This is a genomic window from Candidatus Pelagibacter communis (assembly GCF_001179945.1).
In the GTDB taxonomy this organism is placed as follows: domain Bacteria; phylum Pseudomonadota; class Alphaproteobacteria; order Pelagibacterales; family Pelagibacteraceae; genus Pelagilacustribacter; species Pelagilacustribacter ubique_A.
Window position 1 is genome coordinate 1 of record NZ_CVSG01000062.1, and the last position, 20,718, is coordinate 20,718.

The following is a 20,718-nucleotide window of genomic DNA, read 5'->3' on the forward strand; positions in this document are numbered from 1 at the left end:
AATATTCATTAATGTCTATAATATAAACAAATTTTGAAGATATAAAGGAGCTTTAATGAAAAAAGGAAATAGAGCTGGAGATTCCCCAATTGGCATTGATGTATTAGAGGGAAAATCTTATTTTTGGTGTACTTGTGGAATTAGTTCTAAGCAACCTTTTTGTGATAGTTCACATAAAGGAACTGAGTTTGTGCCTTTTAAATATGTAGCTGATCAATCTAAAAAAGTTTTTTTCTGCACATGCAAACAAACAAATGATCAACCATTATGTGATGGTTCACATAACTTAAAATAAATGATGAAAACAAAGGCAGTAGTGTTTGATGCTTACGGTACATTGTTCGATGTAAATTCAGCTGCTAAAAGATGTAAAGATAAAATTGGAGCTAAGTGGGAAACATTTGCAAATTTTTGGAGAACTACTCAGCTTGAATATACTTGGCTTAGAAGTTTAATGAAAAGACATAAAAATTTTTGGGATATTACTGAGGATAGTTTGGATAAATCAATGAAAGTATTCAATATTAATAAAAATATGAAAAATGAATTGCTTAGTCTTTACAAAATTTTATCTCCTTATCCCGAAGTAAAAGGAGTCCTGGAAGATTTAAAAAAGAAAAACTTCAAACTTGCTATACTTTCTAATGGGACACTAGATCTTCTAAATGAACTAGTTGAAACTAATAAGTTAGATAATTTATTTAATGATCTTTTTTCTATTGAAGAAGTTAAAATTTATAAACCTGACCCAAGAGTTTATGAAATACCGATTAAAAAATATAAAATTAAACATGATGAAATTACTTTTTTAAGCGCGAATACATGGGATGTTTCAGGAGGTGGAAACTTTGGATATAATTCTATTTGGGTTAATAGACATAACTCAGTATTTGATATCCTCGATTTTCAGCCAAAAAATGAGATTAGCAATTTAACGCAGCTACTTGATATAGTCTAAACTTCCATTATAAATATTTCTATGTCTCAAATCGAAGTAAAAAAAATTATTAAAGCCTTAAATGCCTCAGATGGTGCAGGAGTAAAATTAAAAAGAAGCATAGGAACTCCAGAAGCAGATTATATCGATCCATTCTTAATGCTTGATGAATTTGGTTCTGAAAATAAAGATGATTATGTAGCTGGTTTTCCACCACATCCACACAGAGGAATAGAAACAGTAACTTACATGTTAAACGGAGAGTTTGAACATCAAGATAGCACTGGAGCTAAAGGTATTATGACATCTGGAGATGTACAATGGATGAAAACTGGAAGAGGAATTATTCACTCCGAAATGCCTGCTATGAAGGAAGGTAAGTTATTAGGCTTTCAACTTTGGATAAACATGCCAGCTAAAATGAAAAAGAACAAGCCTGAATACCTTTATATAAAAGGAAACGAGCTCGGACAACACGAAGATAGTGAGAAAATTGTAAAAGTAATCGCAGGCAAATACGAAAAAGCTGAGGGACCAGAGAAAAATCATAACGTTGATCCCATTTATTTTCATATAATTTTAAATGAAAAAAAAGAATTTAACTGTGATGTACCATCAGGACATAACTCTTTTGTATACCTATTAAAAGGTGAATTAAATATAGGAGGGAAAGCCCACAATAAAACAGCTGACTCAAACTTAATATTATTAGAGCGAGGAACTAAATTAAAAATTAAAGCTAGCAAAAAATCTGAATTTTTATTTATAGCTGGTAAGCCAATTGGCGAACCTATTGCAAGAGGTGGGCCATTTGTGATGAATACAAAAGCTGAGATACTTGAGGCTATTCAAGACTATAACAACGGAACATTTGCTAAATACTAAAAGTTAAAGTACGTTCCCGTAAAAAATGCCTAAATCTATCGTAATTAAAAAAAACGGAGGTCCCGAAGTATTAGAACTTCAGGATGTAAACGTTGCATCCCCAGGTGCTGATGAAATCAAAGTTACAAATCATGCAATTGGATTAAATTATATTGATACTTATCATAGATCTGGTTTGTACCCCATCAATTTGCCTAGTGGTATTGGTTTGGAAGCTGCTGGAAAAATTGATGAAGTGGGTCCAAATGTTTCTGAGTTTAATAAAGGTGACAATATTGCATACGCCTCTGTTCCATTAGGAGCTTATGCTCAGCAAAGAATAATCCCATCTAAAATAGCTGTTAAAATTCCAGATGGAATTTCACACGAGTTAGCTGCAACTTTAATGACAAAAGGTTTAACTACTAATTATTTACTTACCAAAACTTATAGGCTTAAAGCTGGTGAAACAGTTCTTTTTCATGCAGCAGCTGGAGGAGTAGGCCAAATTTTTGCTCAATGGGCTAATAGTATTGGAGCAAAAGTAATTGGAACAGTCGGCTCTGATGATAAAATCAAAATAGCTGAAGAAAATGGTTACTCTTATGTCATTAATTATACAAAAGATAATTTTGCCAAAGAGGTTATGAAAATTACTAAAAATAAAGGAGTGCCTGTAGTTTTTGATGGTGTTGGAAAAAAAACATTCCATGGATCATTAGAATGTCTTTCAACAAGAGGTATGATGATAAGTTTTGGAAATGCATCTGGACCTTTAGATCCTATTAATGTTCCTAAAGAAATCCAGCCCAAAGGCCTTTACTTTACAAGGCCTTCTATTGGACAGTACTTTAGTAATAGAAAAGAACTTCAAGTTGGAGCTGATCAAATTTTTGAGAAGGTAAAATTTGGAAAAATAAAAATTAGAATTTCAAAAAAGTATAAACTTGCAGACGCTAAGAACGCTCACGCAGATCTTGAGGCAAGGAAATTAATTGGTCCAGCAATCTTACTTCCTTAATGTCAAAAAAAATAATTTCTCCTTGTATTAGTATTTGTAAAACTGATCCTGTAACTGGCTACTGTTATGGATGCGCTAGAACTAACGAAGAAAAAAAACAATGGAAAGATGAAAATATTAGTAATGAATGGAAATTAGCGAATATTGAGAAAATAAAATCAAGAATGCAAGGGTGGCAATTAAGTACTTTTGAAGAATCTTACAATCATAAAGTTAACCAAGGAATTTCACTTTTTAAAAAAAAACTTTTAGAGGATTGATTTATAAATCCTTTTTCATAGAATCCATATCACTAAGGTGATATTTCAATGCTTCATTAGACATTCTAACTTCCTGTAAAAATAAAAAAATTGAGATAATCATACATACACAGCACAACGCAAAACTTAGCCTAGCATAAAATGTTAAATTTAAATATAATAGTAATACCGTAAGCATATTGAAAAGAAATCCAAATGACGAAAACCCCATTACGTATTTAAGAAAATTTGCTCTTTTATTTAATACATGAAGTTGTTTTTCTAATTCTGGTGGAACTTTTTTTTCAAAAGTAAATTTGTCGTGCAGTTGTCTAATTAATGCGCTTAAAGTATGAAAACGATTACTATACATTGTCATCATTAAAGGGATGGCCGGGAACATTAAAGCTGCTACTGTGTAGTCTATATCCATTTCGAATCAAATTGATTATGAAGATAGTGTTTGATATTTACAAGTAATATTTAATGAAGCATTTAAAGATATTCATAGATTTAACTAGATTAAATAAACCAATTGGTTTTATGCTTTTGTTTTGGCCATGCGCATGGGGTTTAACTTACGCTTTTAGTTTTAATCAAAATAATTATTTATATATACAATATCTAGTTTTGTTTTTTTTAGGTTCAGTATTAATGAGAAGTGCAGGGTGTATTTTTAATGATATTGTAGATAGAGACTTTGATAAAAAAGTTAAGAGAACAAAAAAAAGACCTATAGCCTCTAATTTGATTTCTGTTAATCGTGCATTTTTATATGTTATAGCTCTCTGCTCACTAGCTTTTTTAATTTTAATTCAGTTTAACTGGTATACAATTACTCTAGGTTTGGGGTCAATGGTTCTTGCTTTTTCTTACCCATTTATGAAAAGGATTACTTATTGGCCACAATTATTTTTGGGAATTACTTTTAATTGGGGACTAATTATGGCTTGGACTTCGATGAACAATGAAATTTCACTCGAAATTCTAATTTTATATATCTCGGCCATATTTTGGACATTGGGCTATGACACGATTTACGGAGCACAAGATATGTCAGATGATGAAATTATAGGCCTTAAGTCGACTTCAATAAAATTTAAAAAAAATATTAAGATTTTTGTAGGTAGTTGTTATTTTTTAAGTGCTTTATTTTTAATTTTTGTATTTGAGAACTATTTAGGTATTAATTTTTTTACTCTTTTTTTGTTAATATTTTTTTTAACATTGATTTTTCAAATTAAAATTTTTAAAAAAGAAAAAGAAAAAACTTGTCTACAAGCTTTTAAAACCAACAATTTATCTGGCTTGATCTTATTTTTATCGATTTATTCAATATAAAAATGGAATTAGAAGAATTAAAACTTATTTTAAAGAGACTTTATAGAGAGTACGTAAGATATCATATTAAAACAATTTTGTTTTGTTTAGTCTTGTCTATATTCGTCGCTGGATCTACCTCGGCAACTGCATGGCTTTTGGATCCTGCTGTAAAAAAAATATTTGTCGAAAAAGATCAAACCTTGGCTTGGTTAATACCTATAGGAATAGTAATCGCTTTTGCATCAAAAGGCCTCTCATTATATTTTGCAAGATTAAATATTTTAAAGGTCGGGCAAAAAATTTCCGGTGAAATGCAGAAAAAGTTGGCTAAATCAATTTTATTTTCAGATATCCAAACTTTAGACTCTAGACATTCTGGAAAATATATCTCTAATATTATGTACGATTGTGGGCAAATACACCAACTTGTTAGCACTGGGGTATTGAATATTATGAAAGATTCTTTTTCGGTAATTTTCTTGGTGGGTTTAATGTTTTATCAAAATTGGAAACTAGCTTTGTTTGCAATGATTATGATACCTTTGGCAGCAGGTCTGGCTAAAAATCTTGGAAAAAAGGTGGGAAAAGCAACTTTTCAAGCGAGTGAAATTTCTGGAAAACTAGCTTCTTTTTTATCAGATATTTTTAAGGCATCTAAAATGATAAGAGTTTATCAAAAAGAAAATGATGAAGAAAAACATTCTCAAGAGGTTATATCACAACTAGTCGACAAAAATATAAGATTAGCAAGTCTTGTAATAAGAGCAACTCCCATAATGGAGGTATTAACAGGAATTATGATTGCAGGTTTTATTTTTTACTCCGGTAAGTTAATTAATGCAGGTGAATTAGAGGTAAATAATTTTTTTTCTTTTTTGGCTGCAATGATGCTTGCTTATCAACCAGTTCGCTCCCTTGCTACAATTAATATGACGATACATCAAGGATCGGTTGCTGCTAAGAGAATTTTTAAAGTAATTGATAAACCTATAGAAATTAAAAATGATGATAGTTTGCCTGAACTTAATATGACTGATTGCAATATCGAATTCACAAATGTTGATTTTAAGTACGAAACTACCAATGAAAAGGCTGTAAAAAATATCAATTTAAAAATGGAAGGAGGAAAAATTACAGCTCTTGTAGGGCAAAGCGGAGCTGGAAAAAGCACAATTATCAATTTAATTCCAAGATTTTATGACCCACAAAATGGCCTAGTTCAAATAGACGGTCAAGATATCAAGAAAGTGAGACTAAATTCTGTAAGAAAACATATCTCCTTAGTAAGTCAAGATATAGTCCTATTTGATGATTCTATTAAAAATAATATTTCTTACGCAAACCCAAAAGCTACTCAAAAAGACATTGAAACTGCATGTAAATTTGCTGCAGCTGATGAGTTTATTAATAAATTACCAAATAAATATGACAGCTTCGTAGGAGAAAATGGAGTCAAATTATCTGGAGGACAAAAACAAAGAATATCAATAGCCAGAGCTATTATAAAGAACTCTTCAATTATATTGTTGGATGAGGCAACTTCCTCTTTGGATACAGAATCAGAAAGGATAGTTCAAAATGCAATAAATTATTTGATAAAAAATAAAACTACAATAGTAATTGCGCATAGACTATCAACTATTCACAGTTCAGATAAAATTATTGTTTTTAAAAATGGTAGTGTGATTGACTCTGGTAACCATAAAAATTTGTTAAGAGACTGTGAAGAATATAAGTCATTGTACCAAAACCAACTTAAGTAAAATTGATGAAACTCCTATACGGGACTACAGCTTTCATAATTTATCCATTACTGGTAATATTGGTTTTTTTAAGAAAGATTTTTAACAAAGAAGATAGAAATAGATACAAAGAAAAAATTTTTCCTTCGAGTTTTAATGTGAAAAGAACTAACAACTCAAAGTTAATTATGTTTCATGCAGCAAGTATAGGTGAGTTAAAAAGTATTCTTCCAATTATAAAAGAATTAGAAAAAAAATACGATAATTTAGAAATTCTTGTTACCACACTTACAATTAGTTCTGCAAATCTTGCAAAAACAGAATTAAAAAAATTTAAAAATGCTACTCATAGATTTTTACCATTAGATGTAAATTTTTTGATGAGAAAATTTCTTACAAACTGGAAACCAGATTTCATATTTCTAGTTGACTCAGAAATTTGGCCTAATTTGATTTTTTTAGCAAAAAAAAGAAAAATTCCTTTAGGAATTATTAATGCTAGGATTACAAAAAAAACTTATAAAAGATGGATTCTTTTTCCTAAACTGGCTCGATCAATTTTTGGATTGTTTGATTTATGTATTGTTTCAAATCAAGAAACAAAAAAATTTCTTGAAAATTTAAATGCAAAGAATATTTTTTATTTTGGAAATTTAAAATTTTGTGAAAATATAGAAAGTACTCAACTTTTTAATAATAATAACGAATTTTTAAAATCTAATAAATTTTGGTTAGCTGCAAGCACACATGAAGGAGAAGATGAATTTTGTTTAAATACACATATAGAACTTCAAAAGAAGATAAAAAATGTTAAAACAATTATTGTGCCAAGGCATATTTCAAGAGTTGATAAGATAAAGAAGATAGGAGAAAGTTTAAACCTTACTTGCCAAATATTAAATCCTGAGGATAAGATTTTAAATGATAAAGAAATAATAATAATTAACTCTATTGGAAAATTACAAAGTTTTTATAAATATTCTAAAAGTGTATTTATTGGAAAATCCACAATTAAAAAATTTGAAGAAGTGGGAGGTCAAAATCCAATAGAGGCTGCAAAACTAGGATGCAAAATTTATCATGGTCCTTTCATTTACAATTTTAAAGATATTTATCTACTTCTTGCGCAACAAAATGTTTCTAAACAGGTAAATAATTGTAGAGAATTGGTAGATAACTTAATACTAGATTTAAACAGTTCAAAAGAAAATAATGTAGATTTTATTTCTTTAATAAACCACCTTGAGCAAAAAATACTTAATGACTCAATGAAACAAATAAAACTTTTTATAAATGAAAATAAATAAACCAAAATTTTGGGATCAAAAAAAAAGTTTTTATTCCATTATTCTTTTTCCTTTTACTGTTTTAGTCAAACTAGTGATTTTTTTTAAGAAGAAGTTTATTAAAAGTAAAAAATTTAATATTCCAGTTATTTGTATTGGTAATATATATTTAGGAGGTACTGGTAAAACTCCAACTGCTATTTTGATTGCAAATGAATTAGTTAAAATTGGAAAAAAACCCTCTATAATAAGAAAATTTTATTTAGATCAAGAAGATGAATATGAATTAATACGAAAATATCATAAAGACTTACACGTAAATTTAAAAAGATCTGAAGCAATTTTAGAGGCAGAAAATAAATCTTACGACTCTGTTATTCTTGATGATGGTTTTCAAGATTATACAATAAAAAAGAATTTTAATATTATTTGTTTCAATCAAAATCAATTAATTGGGAATGGTATGGTAATTCCTTCGGGCCCCTTAAGAGAGAGTTTAGATGCGCTTAAGGACTCTCAAGTGGTTATTATTAATGGTAAAAAAAATTTAGAATTTGAGCAAAAAATTTTACAATATAATAAAAACCTGTATATTTTTTACTCAAATTATTATTCTTTAAATTCAAATGAATTTAAGAAAAAAAAATTACTAGCACTAGCAGGAATTGCAAACCCTAAAAACTTTTTTGACTTACTTCTCAAAGAAGGGCTCGATATAGAAAAAAAAATCATTTTTCCCGATCACTATCAGTTTAAAAGGTCAGAAATAGTAAATATAGTGAAATATGCTAATGAAAGGAATCTTCAAATTGTAATGACTGAGAAAGATTACTTTAAAGTAAAAAAATTTAATTACAATGAAATAAAATATCTAAAAATTATATTGAAAATTGATAATTATGAAAAATTAATTAAGTTAATTTCAGATAAATATGATTAAGTTTTTAAAATATTTTTTTCAAGCAATTATTGTTTATTTATTTTTTATAATAGGAAAGTTAGTTGGTATTAAGTTGAGTAGAATAATATTCTCCTCGATTTTTAAATTAGTTGCACCTACTTTCAAATCCAAAAAAATTATAGATAAAAATCTTAGTATCTTTGCTTCAGAAGTTCCAAATATTAATAAAAAACAAATTATATTAGAAATGTGGGAAAACTATGGAATGACATTTATCGAGTATATATTTTTAAATACTTTTAGAAAAAATTCTTCCCATATAGAGTTTAAGGGTGATGAAAATCTAAATATTGCAATTTCAAAAAAAAGACCTTTGATCTTTGTCTCAGGTCATTTTGCAAATTTTGAATTAATGTCTATGGAAATAACAAAAAGAAATATTAAATTAGCTACAATCTATAGGCCGCTAAATAATATTTTTTTAAATCCATTTATGGAATTTCTAAGGAAAAAGTTTATTTGTAAGAATCAAATAAAAAAAGGATTGAACGGGGTAAGAGATGCTATTGAATACATAAAAAATGATTTTAGTATTGCTTTGATGATTGATCAAAGAGTAAGTGAGGGAGTGAAAATCAATTTTTTTAAGAAACCAGCTTTAACCACTACCCTTCCTGCTCAACTAGCATTAAAATATAAATTATCTATTGTTCCAGTTTTTATTCAACGAAAATCAAATAATAAATTTGTAGTAGAATTTCAAAATGAAATAAAGTCTGAAGACTTTCATGATAAACTTAAACTTACAAAAAAGTTGAATGAAGTTCTTGAAAAGATGGTAATGAGAAATCCAACTCAATGGATTTGGACTCATAATAGATGGAAATAGTTTATCTATTTAATTTTTGGTATTTTTTGTCTACCTCAATAGGAGAATAATAAGCTTCTTGCAAATCTACATTCCAATAATTTAAATCTTGTAATTTAATTTTTTTTCCTGAAACAGCACACAAGACATAATCTCCTTCTTCAATAATCTCGAAAGAATTGTGTTTGAAAAGAAGTTTAGCTTTTTTTTCAATCATGTTTAAATTATACATTATATCAATAGATATGAATATTGGATTAATAGGGAGTGGAGGCAGAGAACATGCTTTATGCCAAAAACTGTTTGAGTCAAGGTCCTCAAAAAAAATCTTTTGTTTTCCAGGCAATGCTGGCACTGCAGATATAGCAACAAATATTGACGTAGATATTCTAAACTTTAATAAGATTTATAAACTTATAAAGTTTCATAAAATTGATATTGTTATCGTTGGACCAGAAGAACCTTTGGTAAAAGGGTTGGTAAACTTCCTTAATAAAAAAAAAGTAAAAGTATTTGGACCAAATAAATATGCTTCAAAATTAGAAGGGTCAAAGGCATTTATGAAAAACTTATGCAAAGCTAATAAAATTCCAACTGCAAATTTTAAAATTTGTAGATCTTTAAGACATGTCAAAAATTTTTTAAAAATTAGTAATTTTCCAATAGTAGTAAAAGCAGATGGTCTTGCTGCTGGAAAGGGTGTAACTATTTGCAAAAATAAAAAAGCAGTATTAAATATCTCGGATGAAATTTTTAAAGGCAAGTTTAAATCTTCAAAAAAGGTTGTTTTAGAGGAATTTCTTAAAGGTGAGGAAGCAAGTTATTTTTTGGTCGTTGACAAAAATAATTTTAAATTTTTCGGTACAGCACAAGATCACAAACGTGTAGGAGAAAAAGATAGAGGCCCCAATACAGGGGGGATGGGTGCATATTCCCCAGCCCTTATCATAAATAAAGAGGTAGAAAAGAAAATTATTGAAAAAATTGTTAAGCCAACTTTAACCGCACTGAAGAAAAAAAAACAACCTTACAAAGGTATTTTATACGTAGGCTTAATGATAAAAAATAATGAGCCTTACTTAATAGAATATAATGTAAGAATGGGAGACCCAGAGTGCCAAGTAATATTACCAAGATTAAAAACAGATTTACTTTCAATTATTAAAAATACTATTAATGACAACCTAAAAAATATTAAAATTAAATGGCGAAAAGAGAAAAGCATGACAATAGTTTTATGTTCAAAGGGTTATCCAGGAAAGTATAAAAAAAATGTGAGAGTTAATAATCTAAAAGATTTAAAATTAAAAGAAAATAGTTTTATTTTTCATGCTGGAACTAAACTTTTCCAAAATAAGATTTATTCGGTCGGTGGAAGGGTTCTCAATATTACATCTATCGGAAATAATCTAACCAAAGTAAGAAAAGATATAATTAAAATTATAAAAAAGATTAACTGGAAATCCGGTTTTTTCAGAAAAGATATAGGTTGGAAGATAATAAATTAAAATGAGGATAATTAGTGGCAAATTGAAAGGAAGACAAATACAATTTGTAAAATCAAAGATAACTAGACCTTTAAAAGATTCTGTAAAAGAGAATATTTTTAATATTTTGAAACACTCTAACAAAATTGAAATCCAAATTAATAAAGCAAAAATATTAGACTTATATTCAGGTATTGGATCTTTTGGAATAGAGTGTATATCTCGTGGGGCTAAAAACGTAACCTTTGTTGAAAAAGAGCAAAAAATAATTAATTTATTGAAAGAAAATTTAATTAATTTATCGATCGTTAAACAAGCAAAAGTTTTCAATCAAGAAATAAAAAATACTAATAATTTTTTAAAATATAAATATGATATATTTTTTTTTGACCCTCCTTTTAAGGAGAATAATTTTATTGAAATCCTACAAAAAATAAGTAAGAAAAAATGTTTTAACAACAAACATCTTGTTATCATTCATCGTGAAAAAAATACTCATGATAAACTTGATGAAATTTTAAATGTTTTAATGACACGTCAATATGGACGTTCTGAAATTATCTTTGGCAAGTTTAACTTAGATTAATTTTAGTAATTTTTTTTACTTGCTCTACTGCTGGTTGATCAAATGGATTAATTCCCAATATTTTTCCAACAATAGAAATTTCTAAAATAAAATAAGAGAATAATTGACTTAGCGTCTCTTCATCGTATTTTTTGATTTTAAGTTCCCTAAAAGGAATTTTATTTTTTTTAAAAGTTTTTATTAACGCCTCTTTTTGTGCATTTCTAATTTCAATTAGATCTTTGTTATGTAGATAATCTATATATTTAGAGACTTTTTTTATCTTAATTTTTTTTCTTACATTCTCATCTAAGCTAAATATATGAAATAATTTATCCTTTGGTCCATCAAGGTATAGTTGTAACGCACTATGGTGGTCTTTCGGCGCTGAGGATATTACAGGCATTAGTCCCTTTCCTTTTTTTCCTAAGCTTTCAGCAATAAGTTGCTGACACCAATACAGAAATTTTTCTAATCTTGGTGAGTAGTTTAAAAATATAAGGCTCTTTAATTTTTTGTGACAAACTATATTGGCAACTTTAACACTACTCTCTTTAAGAAAAGATCCTTTAATTGATAAATAAAAATTTTTTAGATTTTTTCTGAGAGAGAAAATATTTATTCCCATAAGATACGCTGGCAAAATACCAACTTCAGACAAAACTGAATATCTTCCCCCGATATAATGTTTATGCTCGACATGAAATAAATTATATTTTTTTGATATTTCAAATAATGCATTATTTTTTTTTTCTGAAATTAAAATCAAATTTTTTTGATTTTTTTTTATTTTATTTATAAAAAAAAAATTTGAAATAGTTTCAATCGTATTGCCTGATTTTGAAATTACAATAAAAAGAACAGATTTTTTATTTATTTGTTGTTTAAAATCTAAGGCTTTTTCATAATCAATGTTATCAAAAAAAAATAAGTTCTTTTTAATTTTTTTTTCTAAAAACTTAAATATTGCATGAGATCCAAGGACTGAGCCCCCCATTCCAATAATTGCAATATTTTTATACTTTTTAAATTTTTGCAAATCTTTGATTTTAAAACTTAATCTGAATTTTTTACTTAAAATATTATAAACATTTTCCGGTTCGTCAATTTGAGCTGTTACTTCTTTTTCAATTTTGAAATATTTTTTATAAAATTTATTAGATAATTTTTTATTTAAATATTTTGGATATATATTATTTTCGAATATGAATTTATTATTTTTCACTTACGTATTCTATCTATTATAGTGTCTTCAACTGAGGATGGGTTATTTTCTTTTGGTTTGTTAGAGCTTGGAGATTTTAAAATTTTTTTAATTCTATCCTCATCTTCGTCATCTTTTTTTTTAGACAAAGAACCTGGCTCAGGAATTTTATTAAAATCTGGTGGCAAAACTAACGGCTCTTTTTTCTTCACTAAAAATTCATCTGTAGACTTTATTTTTTCATTTCTTAAAACTTTTCCTGCTTCCTCGAAGGTAGTACAAGAAAGCAAGATTGAAGGTAAAAATAAAGTTAATAAAATTTTTTTCATTTATTTGTCTTTTATAAAAAAACCTTTAGTTATGAAACATATAACGCCAATTGTAATAAAAATATCTGCAATATTGAATGTAAACCAATGAAAATTACCATAATGAATATCTATAAAATCTGGCACAGCTTTAAACAAAATTCTATCGTAAAAATTTCCAAGTGCTCCGCCGATTATAAGAGAAAATGCAGTTTTATCAAACTTGTCAGATTTTAATGAAATAAAAATTAAGGCAATTACAATTATTCCCACTATTACCGAAATAGTGTTATATATTAAATTAGAGTCAGTACTTAAAAATCCAAATCCAATTCCAGTGTTCCAGATTAAATCAAAATTCATGAAATCATTTATGTAAATAAGATTTTCATTTAAATTACTAAGCATGAAAGTTTTGGAATATCTGTCTAAAAAAAAAACAAAAAGAATTAGAAAAAACATTAAAATGTTCTCTTTTAAAAAAATAACTTTATTCATTATATAGTGACTTTCTGACAACGATCGCATTTTGTTTCTAAAATTTTCCAACATCTAGGACATTTAGACCCTTCTGCTTTTTTTACTTCAATTTTGAGATCACCTTTTTTATCAGTTTTTTGTTTTACAGCCTTAGAGGTAATAAAGTATTCCGCTAAATCTAATCCCTCTAAAAAATTAAAATTTTTCTCATCAGTAGAAATAGTTAAGTCAGCTTCAAGACTAGAACCTATTATTTTTTTTCCTCTTTTTTCCTCAATAGCTATGTTTGCGGCTTGTTTTATTTTGAACAAATTTATCCATTTCTCATTTAATTTTGGATTTTCCCAAACTTCTGGAATTATTGGAAAATTTTTCTCGTGAATACTATTTTTTTCCTTTCCTACCAAATTATAAATTTCTTCTGAAGTAAAAACCAATATTGGAGCAAACCATTTTAACAGACATTCTAAAATAATGTTTAAAATAATAACACAATTTTTTCTTTTTTTTGAATTTAAACTATCACAATAAAGAGAGTCTTTTCTAATATCAAAATAAAATGATGATAGATCTAAAGTACAAAAGTTTATTAGCTCTTTATAAAGTTTATGAAAATTATATTTATAAAAATTATCCTTAAAAGATTTTTCTATTTCAAATAATCTATGCAATATAAACTGTTCCAACTCATCAAATTCTTTAAATTTAATTTCTTGAAAATTTTGTGGATTAAATTCATCTTTCAAATTTCCAAGCATATACCTAAAAGTATTTCTTATTTTTCTGTAAGACTCTGCGTGTTGAGAGAGTATAGTCTTGTCAATTCTTATATCCTCTGCATAATCGGAAGCCGCAACCCAAAGTCTAAGTATATCTGCTCCATAGTTTTTAAGAATATCCTCAGGGGAAATTACATTGCCTAATGATTTTGACATTTTTAACCCTTTCCCGTCCACAACAAAACCATGCGATAAAATATTTTCAAAGGGTGCTTTGCCTCTAGTTCCACATGACTCTAACAACGAAGAGTGAAACCAGCCTCTATGTTGATCGGACCCTTCTAAATACATGTCTGCTGGCCATTTTAATTCTTTTCGTTTTTCGAGAACGAAGCTATGAGTAGAACCACTATCAAACCATACTTCGACAATATCATTCAATTTTTCATAATCAGCAGGATCATAATCCTCTCCAAGAAAAATTTTTGGGTCATCTGAGAACCAGCAGTCTGAACCTTGTTTCTCATAAATAGTTGCAATTCTATCTATAACTTTTTGATCTTTTAGAGGTTTTTTAGTTTTTTTATTGATAAAAATTGGTAATGGAACTCCCCAAACTCTTTGTCTTGAAACACACCAATCTGGCCTTCCCTCAATCATAGATAACAATCTTTCTTTCCCTTTGTTAGGGTAAAAAGTAGTTTCATTGATTGCTTTTATCGCTTTAGATCTCAAATCATTTTGTTGCATTGAAATAAACCATTGCGGTGTCGCCCTATAAATTAAAGGAGCTTTTGATCTCCATGAGTGTGGGTAGCTATGGTTTAACTTTCCATCTTTAAGTAATTTATTTTGCTCTTTTAATTTTTCAATTACAATTTTATCTGCTTTAAAAATATGTGTGTTCTGAAAGTAAGGTATTTCTTTAGTATAAAGTCCTGAGCTATCAACAGTATAGAGTGAAGGAATGTTATTTTTCAAACATAAATTAAAATCATCAGGGCCATGGCTTGGAGCGCAGTGAACAACTCCAGTTCCTTGTTCTAAATTAACAAACTGGGCATCTAGCATGGGTACATCATAGTCAAATTTCATATCAGAAAATGGATGTTTGCAAATTACTCCTTTAAAGTCTGAACCTTTAAAGGTTTTAAGTTCTTTGTAATTTTTGATTTCACAATCTTTTACTATTGAGTTAATTAAGTTTTTTGCAACTACAATTTTCTTCTCTTTAAAGTTTTCAAGCTCATCTATTTGTAAAACGGAGTATTCAATATTATTATTAAATGCTAATGCTTTATTTGCAGGTATAGTCCACGGAGTCGTGGTCCAAATTACTACGCTAGCATCTTTTAAATAGTCTTTATTGGATGATTTGATCTTAAAAGCAACGTAGATTGTATTTGAAGTATGATCCAAATATTCGACCTCGGCATCGGCTAAGGCAGTTTTTTCCACTGTAGACCACAAAACGGGTTTAAAACCCTGGTATAAACTTCCATCTAATAGAAACTTTCCAAGCTCTCTTACTATCTGAGCTTCTGCTTCAAAACTCATTGTCGAATAATAATTTTCAAAATCGCCAACTACGCCCAGTCTCTTAAATTCTTTAATATGAACATCAATCCAATTTTTAGCAAATTCCCTGCATTCCTGCCTAAAATCTTTAATTGGCACATCATCTTTATTTTTCTTCTTTTTTTTGTATTGCTCCTCAATTTTCCACTCTATGGGTAATCCATGGCAATCCCATCCGGGCACATAAATTGAGTCTTTACCATCCATTTGATGAAAACGTGAAATCATATCTTTTAATATTTTATTAAGGGCAGTTCCCATATGTATATGACCATTTGCATATGGTGGGCCGTCATGTAGAACAAATTTTTCTTTTCCTTTTGAAATTTTTCTCAATTTTTCAAAAATTTTAATTTGATCCCATTTTTTTAAAATCTCCGGCTCTTTAGTTGGTAAACTTGCTTTCATTGAAAAAGCTGTTTTAGGTAATTGTAATGAATCTTTAGACATTGTAATTTTTTGCCTTTTTAATATCAGTTTTTATTTGTTTCTTGAGCAATTCAATACTTTTAAATTTTTTCTCGCCTCTAATAAATTTTTTAAAACTCACACTTATCACTTTATTATATAAATTTTTATTAATTCCAAAGATATTTGTTTCTAATAATAAACTTTGTCCATTAAAAGTAGGTCTGTAACCAATATTAGCTATACCTTTTTTGTTAAAATCACTGGTTTTTACTTTTACCGCGTAAACACCAAGTCTTGGAACTACATAATTTCCCATTTTAAGATTACATGTTGGAAATCCAATTTTTCGACCCCTTTTTTCTCCCATAATAACCTTACCATCTACAACCCAGTTTCTATTTAATAATTTATTAACTTCTGTAATTTTTCCTTCCCTTATTTTTTTTCGTATTAAAGTTGAGGAAATTAATTTATTCTTCTTTTTGAAGGGATTAATAATTAAGTTTTTATAATCAAATTGTTTTTCAAATTTTTTGAGTGTCTTTATACTTCCTCTTCTTTTAAAACCAAATCTAAAATTTTTACTAACATACAAATATTTGCAATTTGTTTTTTTAAATATCATTTTTTCTATAAATTGTTCAGCTGATAATTTTGAAAATTTTTTGTTAAATTTTATAATTATAAGAAAATCAATTTTAAATTTTTTAAATTGATTTATTTTTTGGTATAATGAATTAATTCTATGACTTTTGATTCTTTTATTGAAAAACATCACAGGTATTGGCTCAAAAGTCATTATGCCGAAAGGAAGTTTATTTTTCATAGCTTTTTTTTTAGCTTCAAAAATAACTTTCTGATGACCTAGATGGACTCCATCAAAATTTCCAATTGCAAGCACACCCTTTTGATGTTTTTTTGTTAAATTAGCATCACTATAAGTTTTCATATTACCAAGTTAATTCTTTTTGAAAAAAATCAATTTTTACATTGTATGTTTCTGAAAGATTATTTAAATCTGAACTTTTATTAATTTCATCTATATGAACTCCGTGTGTAATAAATACACAATCTAAATTTAAATTATTTGCACCTTTGATATCGGTTCTTAAATTATCCCCTATGGCTAAAACTTTTTCATTTTTGCTAAAGCATAAATTATAGACTTCTGGGTGAGGCTTTCCAAAATATGAAACTTTACCTCCAAGTTCTTCGAAGATTTTTGCTATAGAGCCTGCACACAATTCCTGAACATTTCCTCTATGAACAGTTAAATCAGGATTTGTACAAATCAATTTTTTAGAAGTATGTTTTTTTAAAAATTCTCTATAATAATTCAAATTATCATTGTGATCATCAAATAAACCAGTGCACAAAATGAAATCACATTGGTCAATATTAGTTTTATTTTTTTTAACTTTGTCAAAAACTGATGTATCTCTTGGGGGCCCTAAATGAAAAAAAGTTTTACCAAATTTGTTTTGGTTTATCGCATACATTGCAGCTTCACCTGAAGTTATTACACTTGATAAATATTTTTTTTCCATTCCCATTTTTAGTAAAAAATTAATTACTTTCAAACTAGGCCTTGGAGCATTAGACAAAAAAACAACCTTTTTTGAATTGATTTTTAAGTTTTTTATTACTTCCATAGCTTTAGAATTCAACTTAATGCCGTTATGCACAACACCCCATAGGTCTATTATAAAAGTGTCATAGTTATTAGATATTTCTGACAGATGATTAAGCTCTCTCAATTTATTTATCTCTCTATTCTTTTAATAATCAAAAATACAGTATTTTCGAGGTTTTTTAATGATTTTTGCCTCTTGAAATCTCGTTTAAAACATACCATATCAGCACTACATTTAAATTTATAGGAGAAAATACATATGAAATTTAGACCTCTGCATGATCGTGTGCTTATAAAAGTATTAGACAGTGAAGAAAAAACCGCAGGTGGAATTATTATCCCTGATACTGCAAAAGAAAAACCTCAAGAAGGTGAAGTAGTTGCAGTAGGTCCAGGCTCAAAAAATGACAATGGAAAAGTTGCTCCAATGGATGTGAAAGTTGGAGATATTGTTCTTTTTGGGAAGTGGTCGGGGACTGATGTGAAAATTGATGGTAAAGAATACAGCATTATGAAAGAATCTGACATAATGGGAATTTCAAAAAGTAAAAAATAACATTTAGGAGAATAAAATGGCAAAAATTATTAAATTTGACACTGAAGCAAGATCAAAAATGCTTACTGGAGTTAATACTTTAGCTAATGCAGTAAAAGTTACATTAGGACCCAAAGGACGAAACGTGGTAATGGATAAATCTTACGGAGCCCCAAGAACCACAAAAGATGGCGTATCTGTTGCTAAAGAAATCGAATTAGACGACAAATTTGAAAATATGGGTGCACAAATGGTTAAAGAGGTTGCTAGTAAAACTAACGATAACGCTGGTGATGGGACCACTACTGCAACAATTCTTACTCAAGCTATAGTTAATGAAGGTTTAAAATATGTAACCGCAGGGATGAATCCTATGGATATCAAAAGAGGTATTGATAAAGCTGTAGAAAATGTGATCAATAAACTAAAAACTTCATCTAAAAAAGTTAAAGCGAATGAGGAAGTTGCTCAGGTTGGAACAATTTCAGCAAATGGTGAAAAATCAATAGGCGATATGATTTCAAAAGCAATGCAAAAAGTTGGTAATGAAGGTGTAATCACAGTTGAGGAAGCTAAAGGGGTAGAAACTGAGCTAGACGTAGTTGAAGGTATGCAGTTTGATAGAGGATACCTCTCGCCTTACTTTGTAACAAATACTGAAAAAATGACCACTGAGCTAGAGAATCCTTTAGTGCTTTTGGTGGAAAAAAAATTAACTAACTTACAACCTATGGTTCCGCTTTTAGAGTCTGTTGTTCAAGCGAACAGACCTTTGATGATAATTTCTGAAGATGTTGAGGGTGAGGCTTTAGCAACTTTAGTTGTAAACAAATTAAGAGGTGGTCTTAAAGTTGTTGCAGTAAAAGCACCAGGGTTTGGTGACAGAAGAAAGGCAATGCTTGAGGATATAGCTATTTTGACTGGTGGACAAGTAATCTCAGAAGATCTAGGTATTAAATTAGAAAATGTTAAAATCGGTGATCTTGGGTCTTGTAAAAAAGTAAAGATCGATAAGGAGAACAGCACAATTGTTGCTGGTGATGGAAAAAAGTCTGATATTGAAGCAAGATGCAATCAAATAAGGTCTGAAATAAATGAGACAACTTCTGACTATGACAAAGAAAAACTTCAAGAAAGACTAGCTAAGCTTGCTGGTGGCGTTGCTGTTATTAAAGTTGGTGGTGCTACAGAAGTCGAAGTTAAAGAGAGAAAAGATAGAGTTGAGGATGCGCTTAATGCAACAAGAGCTGCAGTGGAAGAAGGAGTGGTGATTGGCGGTGGATGTGCCTTATTGTACGCTGCTCAAGATTTAGATGGCGTTAAAGTAAAAGGTGATGACCAAAAAGCTGGGGTAGAGATTGTAAAAAAGGCTCTTCAAGCCCCAATCAGACAAATTACTGCAAATGCTGGAGTAGATGGATCAGTTGTAGTAGGTAAACTTTTGGAGGGGAAAAAATCTTCTCAAGGGTATGATGCTCAGAACGAAGAATATGTCGACATGTTTTCTAAGGGGATAATAGATCCAACTAAAGTCGTGAGATCAGCATTACAAGATGCTGCCTCAATAGCTGGGTTGCTAATTACAACTGAAGCAATGATCGCAGATAAACCAGAAGAAAAAGACTCAAGCCCAGCAATGCCTCCAATGGGTGGTGGAATGGGTGGTATGGGTGGTATGGGTGGAATGGGAATGTAAACTCAATATCCCTAAATAAAAATTTATAATCTTTAAAAAATATGGGTTTTTTTGATATTTTTTTATCGACTGTGTAATAAATTTAATTTATATCATTTTTCTCTAAATAAATTTAAGAACTTATTAATATGAAAATTCTAATAATGGGGTTGCCCGGAGCAGGCAAAACAACTTTAGCCTCAAAACTTGTGAACTTGTTAAATGCGAAATGGTTAAATGCGGACGAAGTAAGAAAAGAAGCAAATGATTGGGATTTTTCTCCAGAAGGTAGAAATAGACAAGCTAAAAGGATGGCAGATTTTGCAAATAAATACAAATCAGAGGGTAAAATAGTAATTGCTGACTTTGTTTGTCCAACGCCTAAAGGACGAGAATTATTTGCCCCAGATATCTTGATTTGGGTAGATACAATCAAAGAAGGAAGATTTGAAGATACTAATAAAGTTTTTATTCAACCAGAAAAATTTGATTTCAGAGTTACAGAAAAGAACGCTGAAGTTTGGTCAATTAAAATCGCTGATAAAATAACACCTTATAAATGGGATAATAAAAAACCGACTGCTCAAATGCTTGGAAGATGGCAGCCCTGGCATTTAGGACATCAAACATTATTTGAAGAAATAATAAAAAAGACTGGTCAAGTTATTATTATGGTAAGAGATGTTCAAGGTCTTGATGATAATCCTTTTGATTTTAATACTATAAAAAAAACGATAGATGAAAAATTAAGTCCAGATTTCGAAGGGAGATACAAAATTATACTTGTGCCTAATATCACAAATATTTGTTATGGCCGTGGAGTTGGGTATAAATTAGAAGAAATTGTTTTACCTGAAAAAATACAAGACATATCAGCAACAAAAATAAGGAAACAGTTAAGAGATCAAGGCAAATTAAAATAACTTTATCTAAAAATGTAAT

23 protein-coding genes and 1 pseudogene are annotated in these 20,718 nt (G+C 28.9%); 16 read left to right on the top strand and 8 right to left on the bottom strand.

Going from position 1 to position 20,718, the window contains the following annotated elements:
- Positions 1–55: 55 nt before the first annotated feature.
- Genes AMN78_RS01550 through AMN78_RS01570 form a run of 5 tightly spaced genes read left to right on the top strand, consistent with a single transcriptional unit; the run spans position 56 to position 3,082 of the window.
- A complete protein-coding gene (locus AMN78_RS01550; RefSeq protein WP_075533850.1) occupies positions 56–295 on the top strand; it encodes a CDGSH iron-sulfur domain-containing protein in 240 nt (79 codons plus the stop codon).
- A complete protein-coding gene (locus tag AMN78_RS01555; protein WP_075533851.1) occupies positions 296–958 on the top strand; it encodes a haloacid dehalogenase type II in 663 nt (220 codons plus the stop codon).
- A gap of 21 nt (positions 959–979) precedes the next feature.
- The gene (locus tag AMN78_RS01560; RefSeq protein WP_075533852.1) at positions 980–1,822 is read left to right on the top strand and encodes a pirin family protein; all 843 of its coding nucleotides are present in this window, start codon (positions 980–982) and stop codon (positions 1,820–1,822) included.
- A gap of 25 nt (positions 1,823–1,847) precedes the next feature.
- Positions 1,848–2,822: a quinone oxidoreductase family protein gene (locus tag AMN78_RS01565; RefSeq protein WP_075533853.1), complete on the top strand. Its 975-nt coding sequence runs from the start codon at positions 1,848–1,850 to the stop codon at positions 2,820–2,822.
- Positions 2,822–3,082: a DUF1289 domain-containing protein gene (locus AMN78_RS01570; RefSeq protein WP_075533854.1), complete on the top strand. Its 261-nt coding sequence runs from the start codon at positions 2,822–2,824 to the stop codon at positions 3,080–3,082. The genes AMN78_RS01565 and AMN78_RS01570 overlap by 1 nt, the downstream gene beginning before the upstream one ends.
- Before the next feature lies 1 nt (position 3,083).
- Here the strand turns inward: AMN78_RS01570 and AMN78_RS01575 are convergent, their stop codons facing one another.
- On the bottom strand, positions 3,084–3,494 hold the full coding sequence (locus AMN78_RS01575) for a DUF2721 domain-containing protein (protein WP_075533855.1): 411 nt from the start codon (positions 3,492–3,494) through the stop codon (positions 3,084–3,086).
- A gap of 53 nt (positions 3,495–3,547) precedes the next feature.
- Here AMN78_RS01575 and ubiA point away from each other — a divergent pair, with 53 nt between their 5' ends.
- The 5 genes from ubiA to AMN78_RS01600 are packed head-to-tail and all read left to right on the top strand — an operon-like array spanning position 3,548 to position 9,202.
- Positions 3,548–4,402, top strand: a complete 855-nt coding sequence (ubiA, locus tag AMN78_RS01580) for a 4-hydroxybenzoate octaprenyltransferase (protein WP_075533856.1) — start codon at positions 3,548–3,550, stop codon at positions 4,400–4,402.
- A gap of 2 nt (positions 4,403–4,404) precedes the next feature.
- Positions 4,405–6,147 (top strand): ABC transporter ATP-binding protein, encoded by a 1,743-nt coding sequence (locus tag AMN78_RS01585; protein WP_075533857.1) that lies wholly within the window; start codon positions 4,405–4,407, stop codon positions 6,145–6,147.
- A gap of 5 nt (positions 6,148–6,152) precedes the next feature.
- Positions 6,153–7,433 (top strand): 3-deoxy-D-manno-octulosonic acid transferase, encoded by a 1,281-nt coding sequence (locus tag AMN78_RS01590; protein ID WP_075533858.1) that lies wholly within the window; start codon positions 6,153–6,155, stop codon positions 7,431–7,433.
- Entirely contained in the window at positions 7,420–8,352 is a 933-nt protein-coding gene (gene lpxK / locus AMN78_RS01595; RefSeq protein WP_075533859.1) for a tetraacyldisaccharide 4'-kinase, read from the top strand. The genes AMN78_RS01590 and lpxK overlap by 14 nt, the downstream gene beginning before the upstream one ends.
- Complete coding sequence (locus AMN78_RS01600; RefSeq protein ID WP_256997687.1) at positions 8,345–9,202, top strand: lysophospholipid acyltransferase family protein; 858 nt, start codon at positions 8,345–8,347, stop codon at positions 9,200–9,202. The genes lpxK and AMN78_RS01600 overlap by 8 nt, the downstream gene beginning before the upstream one ends.
- A 1-nt stretch (position 9,203) precedes the next feature.
- Here AMN78_RS01600 and AMN78_RS01605 read toward each other — a convergent pair whose 3' ends face one another.
- The gene (locus tag AMN78_RS01605; protein ID WP_075533881.1) at positions 9,204–9,398 is read right to left on the bottom strand and encodes a DUF2093 domain-containing protein; all 195 of its coding nucleotides are present in this window, start codon (positions 9,396–9,398) and stop codon (positions 9,204–9,206) included.
- Between AMN78_RS01605 and purD the strand changes: the two genes are divergently transcribed.
- Complete coding sequence (gene purD / locus AMN78_RS01610) at positions 9,397–10,689, top strand: phosphoribosylamine--glycine ligase (RefSeq protein ID WP_256997688.1); 1,293 nt, start codon at positions 9,397–9,399, stop codon at positions 10,687–10,689. The two genes, AMN78_RS01605 and purD, sit on opposite strands and share 2 nt — an antisense overlap.
- A gap of 1 nt (position 10,690) precedes the next feature.
- A complete protein-coding gene (rsmD, locus tag AMN78_RS01615; protein ID WP_075533860.1) occupies positions 10,691–11,254 on the top strand; it encodes a 16S rRNA (guanine(966)-N(2))-methyltransferase RsmD in 564 nt (187 codons plus the stop codon).
- On the opposite strand, the gene AMN78_RS01620 is transcribed toward rsmD, so the two are convergent.
- The 6 genes from AMN78_RS01620 to AMN78_RS01645 are packed head-to-tail and all read right to left on the bottom strand — an operon-like array spanning position 11,241 to position 17,690.
- Complete coding sequence (locus AMN78_RS01620) at positions 11,241–12,458, bottom strand: hypothetical protein (protein WP_082254519.1); 1,218 nt, start codon at positions 12,456–12,458, stop codon at positions 11,241–11,243. The two genes, rsmD and AMN78_RS01620, sit on opposite strands and share 14 nt — an antisense overlap.
- The gene (locus tag AMN78_RS01625; RefSeq protein ID WP_075533861.1) at positions 12,455–12,766 is read right to left on the bottom strand and encodes a DUF3035 domain-containing protein; all 312 of its coding nucleotides are present in this window, start codon (positions 12,764–12,766) and stop codon (positions 12,455–12,457) included. Before AMN78_RS01625 ends, AMN78_RS01620 begins: the two co-directional genes overlap by 4 nt.
- Positions 12,767–13,243, bottom strand: coding sequence for a signal peptidase II (gene lspA, locus AMN78_RS01630; protein WP_075533862.1), 477 nt, complete (start codon positions 13,241–13,243; stop codon positions 12,767–12,769).
- Positions 13,243–15,972, bottom strand: a complete 2,730-nt coding sequence (ileS, locus tag AMN78_RS01635; protein ID WP_075533863.1) for an isoleucine--tRNA ligase — start codon at positions 15,970–15,972, stop codon at positions 13,243–13,245. The genes lspA and ileS overlap by 1 nt, the downstream gene beginning before the upstream one ends.
- Positions 15,965–16,882: a bifunctional riboflavin kinase/FAD synthetase gene (locus AMN78_RS01640; protein WP_075533864.1), complete on the bottom strand. Its 918-nt coding sequence runs from the start codon at positions 16,880–16,882 to the stop codon at positions 15,965–15,967. The genes ileS and AMN78_RS01640 overlap by 8 nt, the downstream gene beginning before the upstream one ends.
- A gap of 1 nt (position 16,883) precedes the next feature.
- Entirely contained in the window at positions 16,884–17,690 is an 807-nt protein-coding gene (locus AMN78_RS01645) for a TIGR01459 family HAD-type hydrolase (RefSeq protein ID WP_256997689.1), read from the bottom strand.
- A gap of 135 nt (positions 17,691–17,825) precedes the next feature.
- On the opposite strand from AMN78_RS01645, the gene groES reads away from it, so the two are divergent.
- The 4 genes and pseudogenes from groES to AMN78_RS04285 all read left to right on the top strand — a co-directional run bounded on the left by groES (position 17,826) and on the right by AMN78_RS04285 (position 20,699).
- Complete coding sequence (groES, locus tag AMN78_RS01650) at positions 17,826–18,122, top strand: co-chaperone GroES (RefSeq protein ID WP_075533866.1); 297 nt, start codon at positions 17,826–17,828, stop codon at positions 18,120–18,122.
- Positions 18,123–18,138: 16 nt separating this feature from the next.
- Positions 18,139–19,797: a chaperonin GroEL gene (gene groL, locus AMN78_RS01655; protein ID WP_075533867.1), complete on the top strand. Its 1,659-nt coding sequence runs from the start codon at positions 18,139–18,141 to the stop codon at positions 19,795–19,797.
- Between the two features lie 128 nt (positions 19,798–19,925).
- A pseudogene (locus tag AMN78_RS04280) lies at positions 19,926–20,324 on the top strand (AAA family ATPase); the annotation flags it as partial.
- A 39-nt stretch (positions 20,325–20,363) separates the two neighbouring features.
- Complete coding sequence (locus AMN78_RS04285; protein ID WP_082254520.1) at positions 20,364–20,699, top strand: cytidyltransferase; 336 nt, start codon at positions 20,364–20,366, stop codon at positions 20,697–20,699.
- Positions 20,700–20,718 lie beyond the last annotated feature (19 nt).

Excerpts from the sequence above, each read along its gene's own strand:
- purD (WP_256997688.1), top strand. The coding sequence starts at position 9,397 with ATGTTTAAATTATACATTATATCAATAGATATGAATATTGGATTAATA.
- AMN78_RS01605 (WP_075533881.1), bottom strand. The coding sequence starts at position 9,398 with ATGATTGAAAAAAAAGCTAAACTTCTTTTCAAACACAATTCTTTCGAG.
- groES (WP_075533866.1), top strand. The coding sequence starts at position 17,826 with ATGAAATTTAGACCTCTGCATGATCGTGTGCTTATAAAAGTATTAGAC.
- AMN78_RS01570 (WP_075533854.1), top strand. The coding sequence starts at position 2,822 with ATGTCAAAAAAAATAATTTCTCCTTGTATTAGTATTTGTAAAACTGAT.
- AMN78_RS04285 (WP_082254520.1), top strand. The coding sequence starts at position 20,364 with ATGCTTGGAAGATGGCAGCCCTGGCATTTAGGACATCAAACATTATTT.
- AMN78_RS01585 (WP_075533857.1), top strand. The coding sequence starts at position 4,405 with ATGGAATTAGAAGAATTAAAACTTATTTTAAAGAGACTTTATAGAGAG.
- AMN78_RS01565 (WP_075533853.1), top strand. The coding sequence starts at position 1,848 with ATGCCTAAATCTATCGTAATTAAAAAAAACGGAGGTCCCGAAGTATTA.
- AMN78_RS01590 (WP_075533858.1), top strand. The coding sequence starts at position 6,153 with ATGAAACTCCTATACGGGACTACAGCTTTCATAATTTATCCATTACTG.
- rsmD (WP_075533860.1), top strand. The coding sequence starts at position 10,691 with ATGAGGATAATTAGTGGCAAATTGAAAGGAAGACAAATACAATTTGTA.
- lspA (WP_075533862.1), bottom strand. The coding sequence starts at position 13,243 with ATGAATAAAGTTATTTTTTTAAAAGAGAACATTTTAATGTTTTTTCTA.
- AMN78_RS01600 (WP_256997687.1), top strand. The coding sequence starts at position 8,345 with ATGATTAAGTTTTTAAAATATTTTTTTCAAGCAATTATTGTTTATTTA.
- AMN78_RS01575 (WP_075533855.1), bottom strand. The coding sequence starts at position 3,494 with ATGGATATAGACTACACAGTAGCAGCTTTAATGTTCCCGGCCATCCCT.
- groL (WP_075533867.1), top strand. The coding sequence starts at position 18,139 with ATGGCAAAAATTATTAAATTTGACACTGAAGCAAGATCAAAAATGCTT.
- AMN78_RS01555 (WP_075533851.1), top strand. The coding sequence starts at position 296 with ATGATGAAAACAAAGGCAGTAGTGTTTGATGCTTACGGTACATTGTTC.
- AMN78_RS01560 (WP_075533852.1), top strand. The coding sequence starts at position 980 with ATGTCTCAAATCGAAGTAAAAAAAATTATTAAAGCCTTAAATGCCTCA.
- ubiA (WP_075533856.1), top strand. The coding sequence starts at position 3,548 with ATGAAGCATTTAAAGATATTCATAGATTTAACTAGATTAAATAAACCA.
- lpxK (WP_075533859.1), top strand. The coding sequence starts at position 7,420 with ATGAAAATAAATAAACCAAAATTTTGGGATCAAAAAAAAAGTTTTTAT.
- ileS (WP_075533863.1), bottom strand. The coding sequence starts at position 15,972 with ATGTCTAAAGATTCATTACAATTACCTAAAACAGCTTTTTCAATGAAA.
- AMN78_RS01640 (WP_075533864.1), bottom strand. The coding sequence starts at position 16,882 with ATGAAAACTTATAGTGATGCTAATTTAACAAAAAAACATCAAAAGGGT.
- AMN78_RS01625 (WP_075533861.1), bottom strand. The coding sequence starts at position 12,766 with ATGAAAAAAATTTTATTAACTTTATTTTTACCTTCAATCTTGCTTTCT.
- AMN78_RS01550 (WP_075533850.1), top strand. The coding sequence starts at position 56 with ATGAAAAAAGGAAATAGAGCTGGAGATTCCCCAATTGGCATTGATGTA.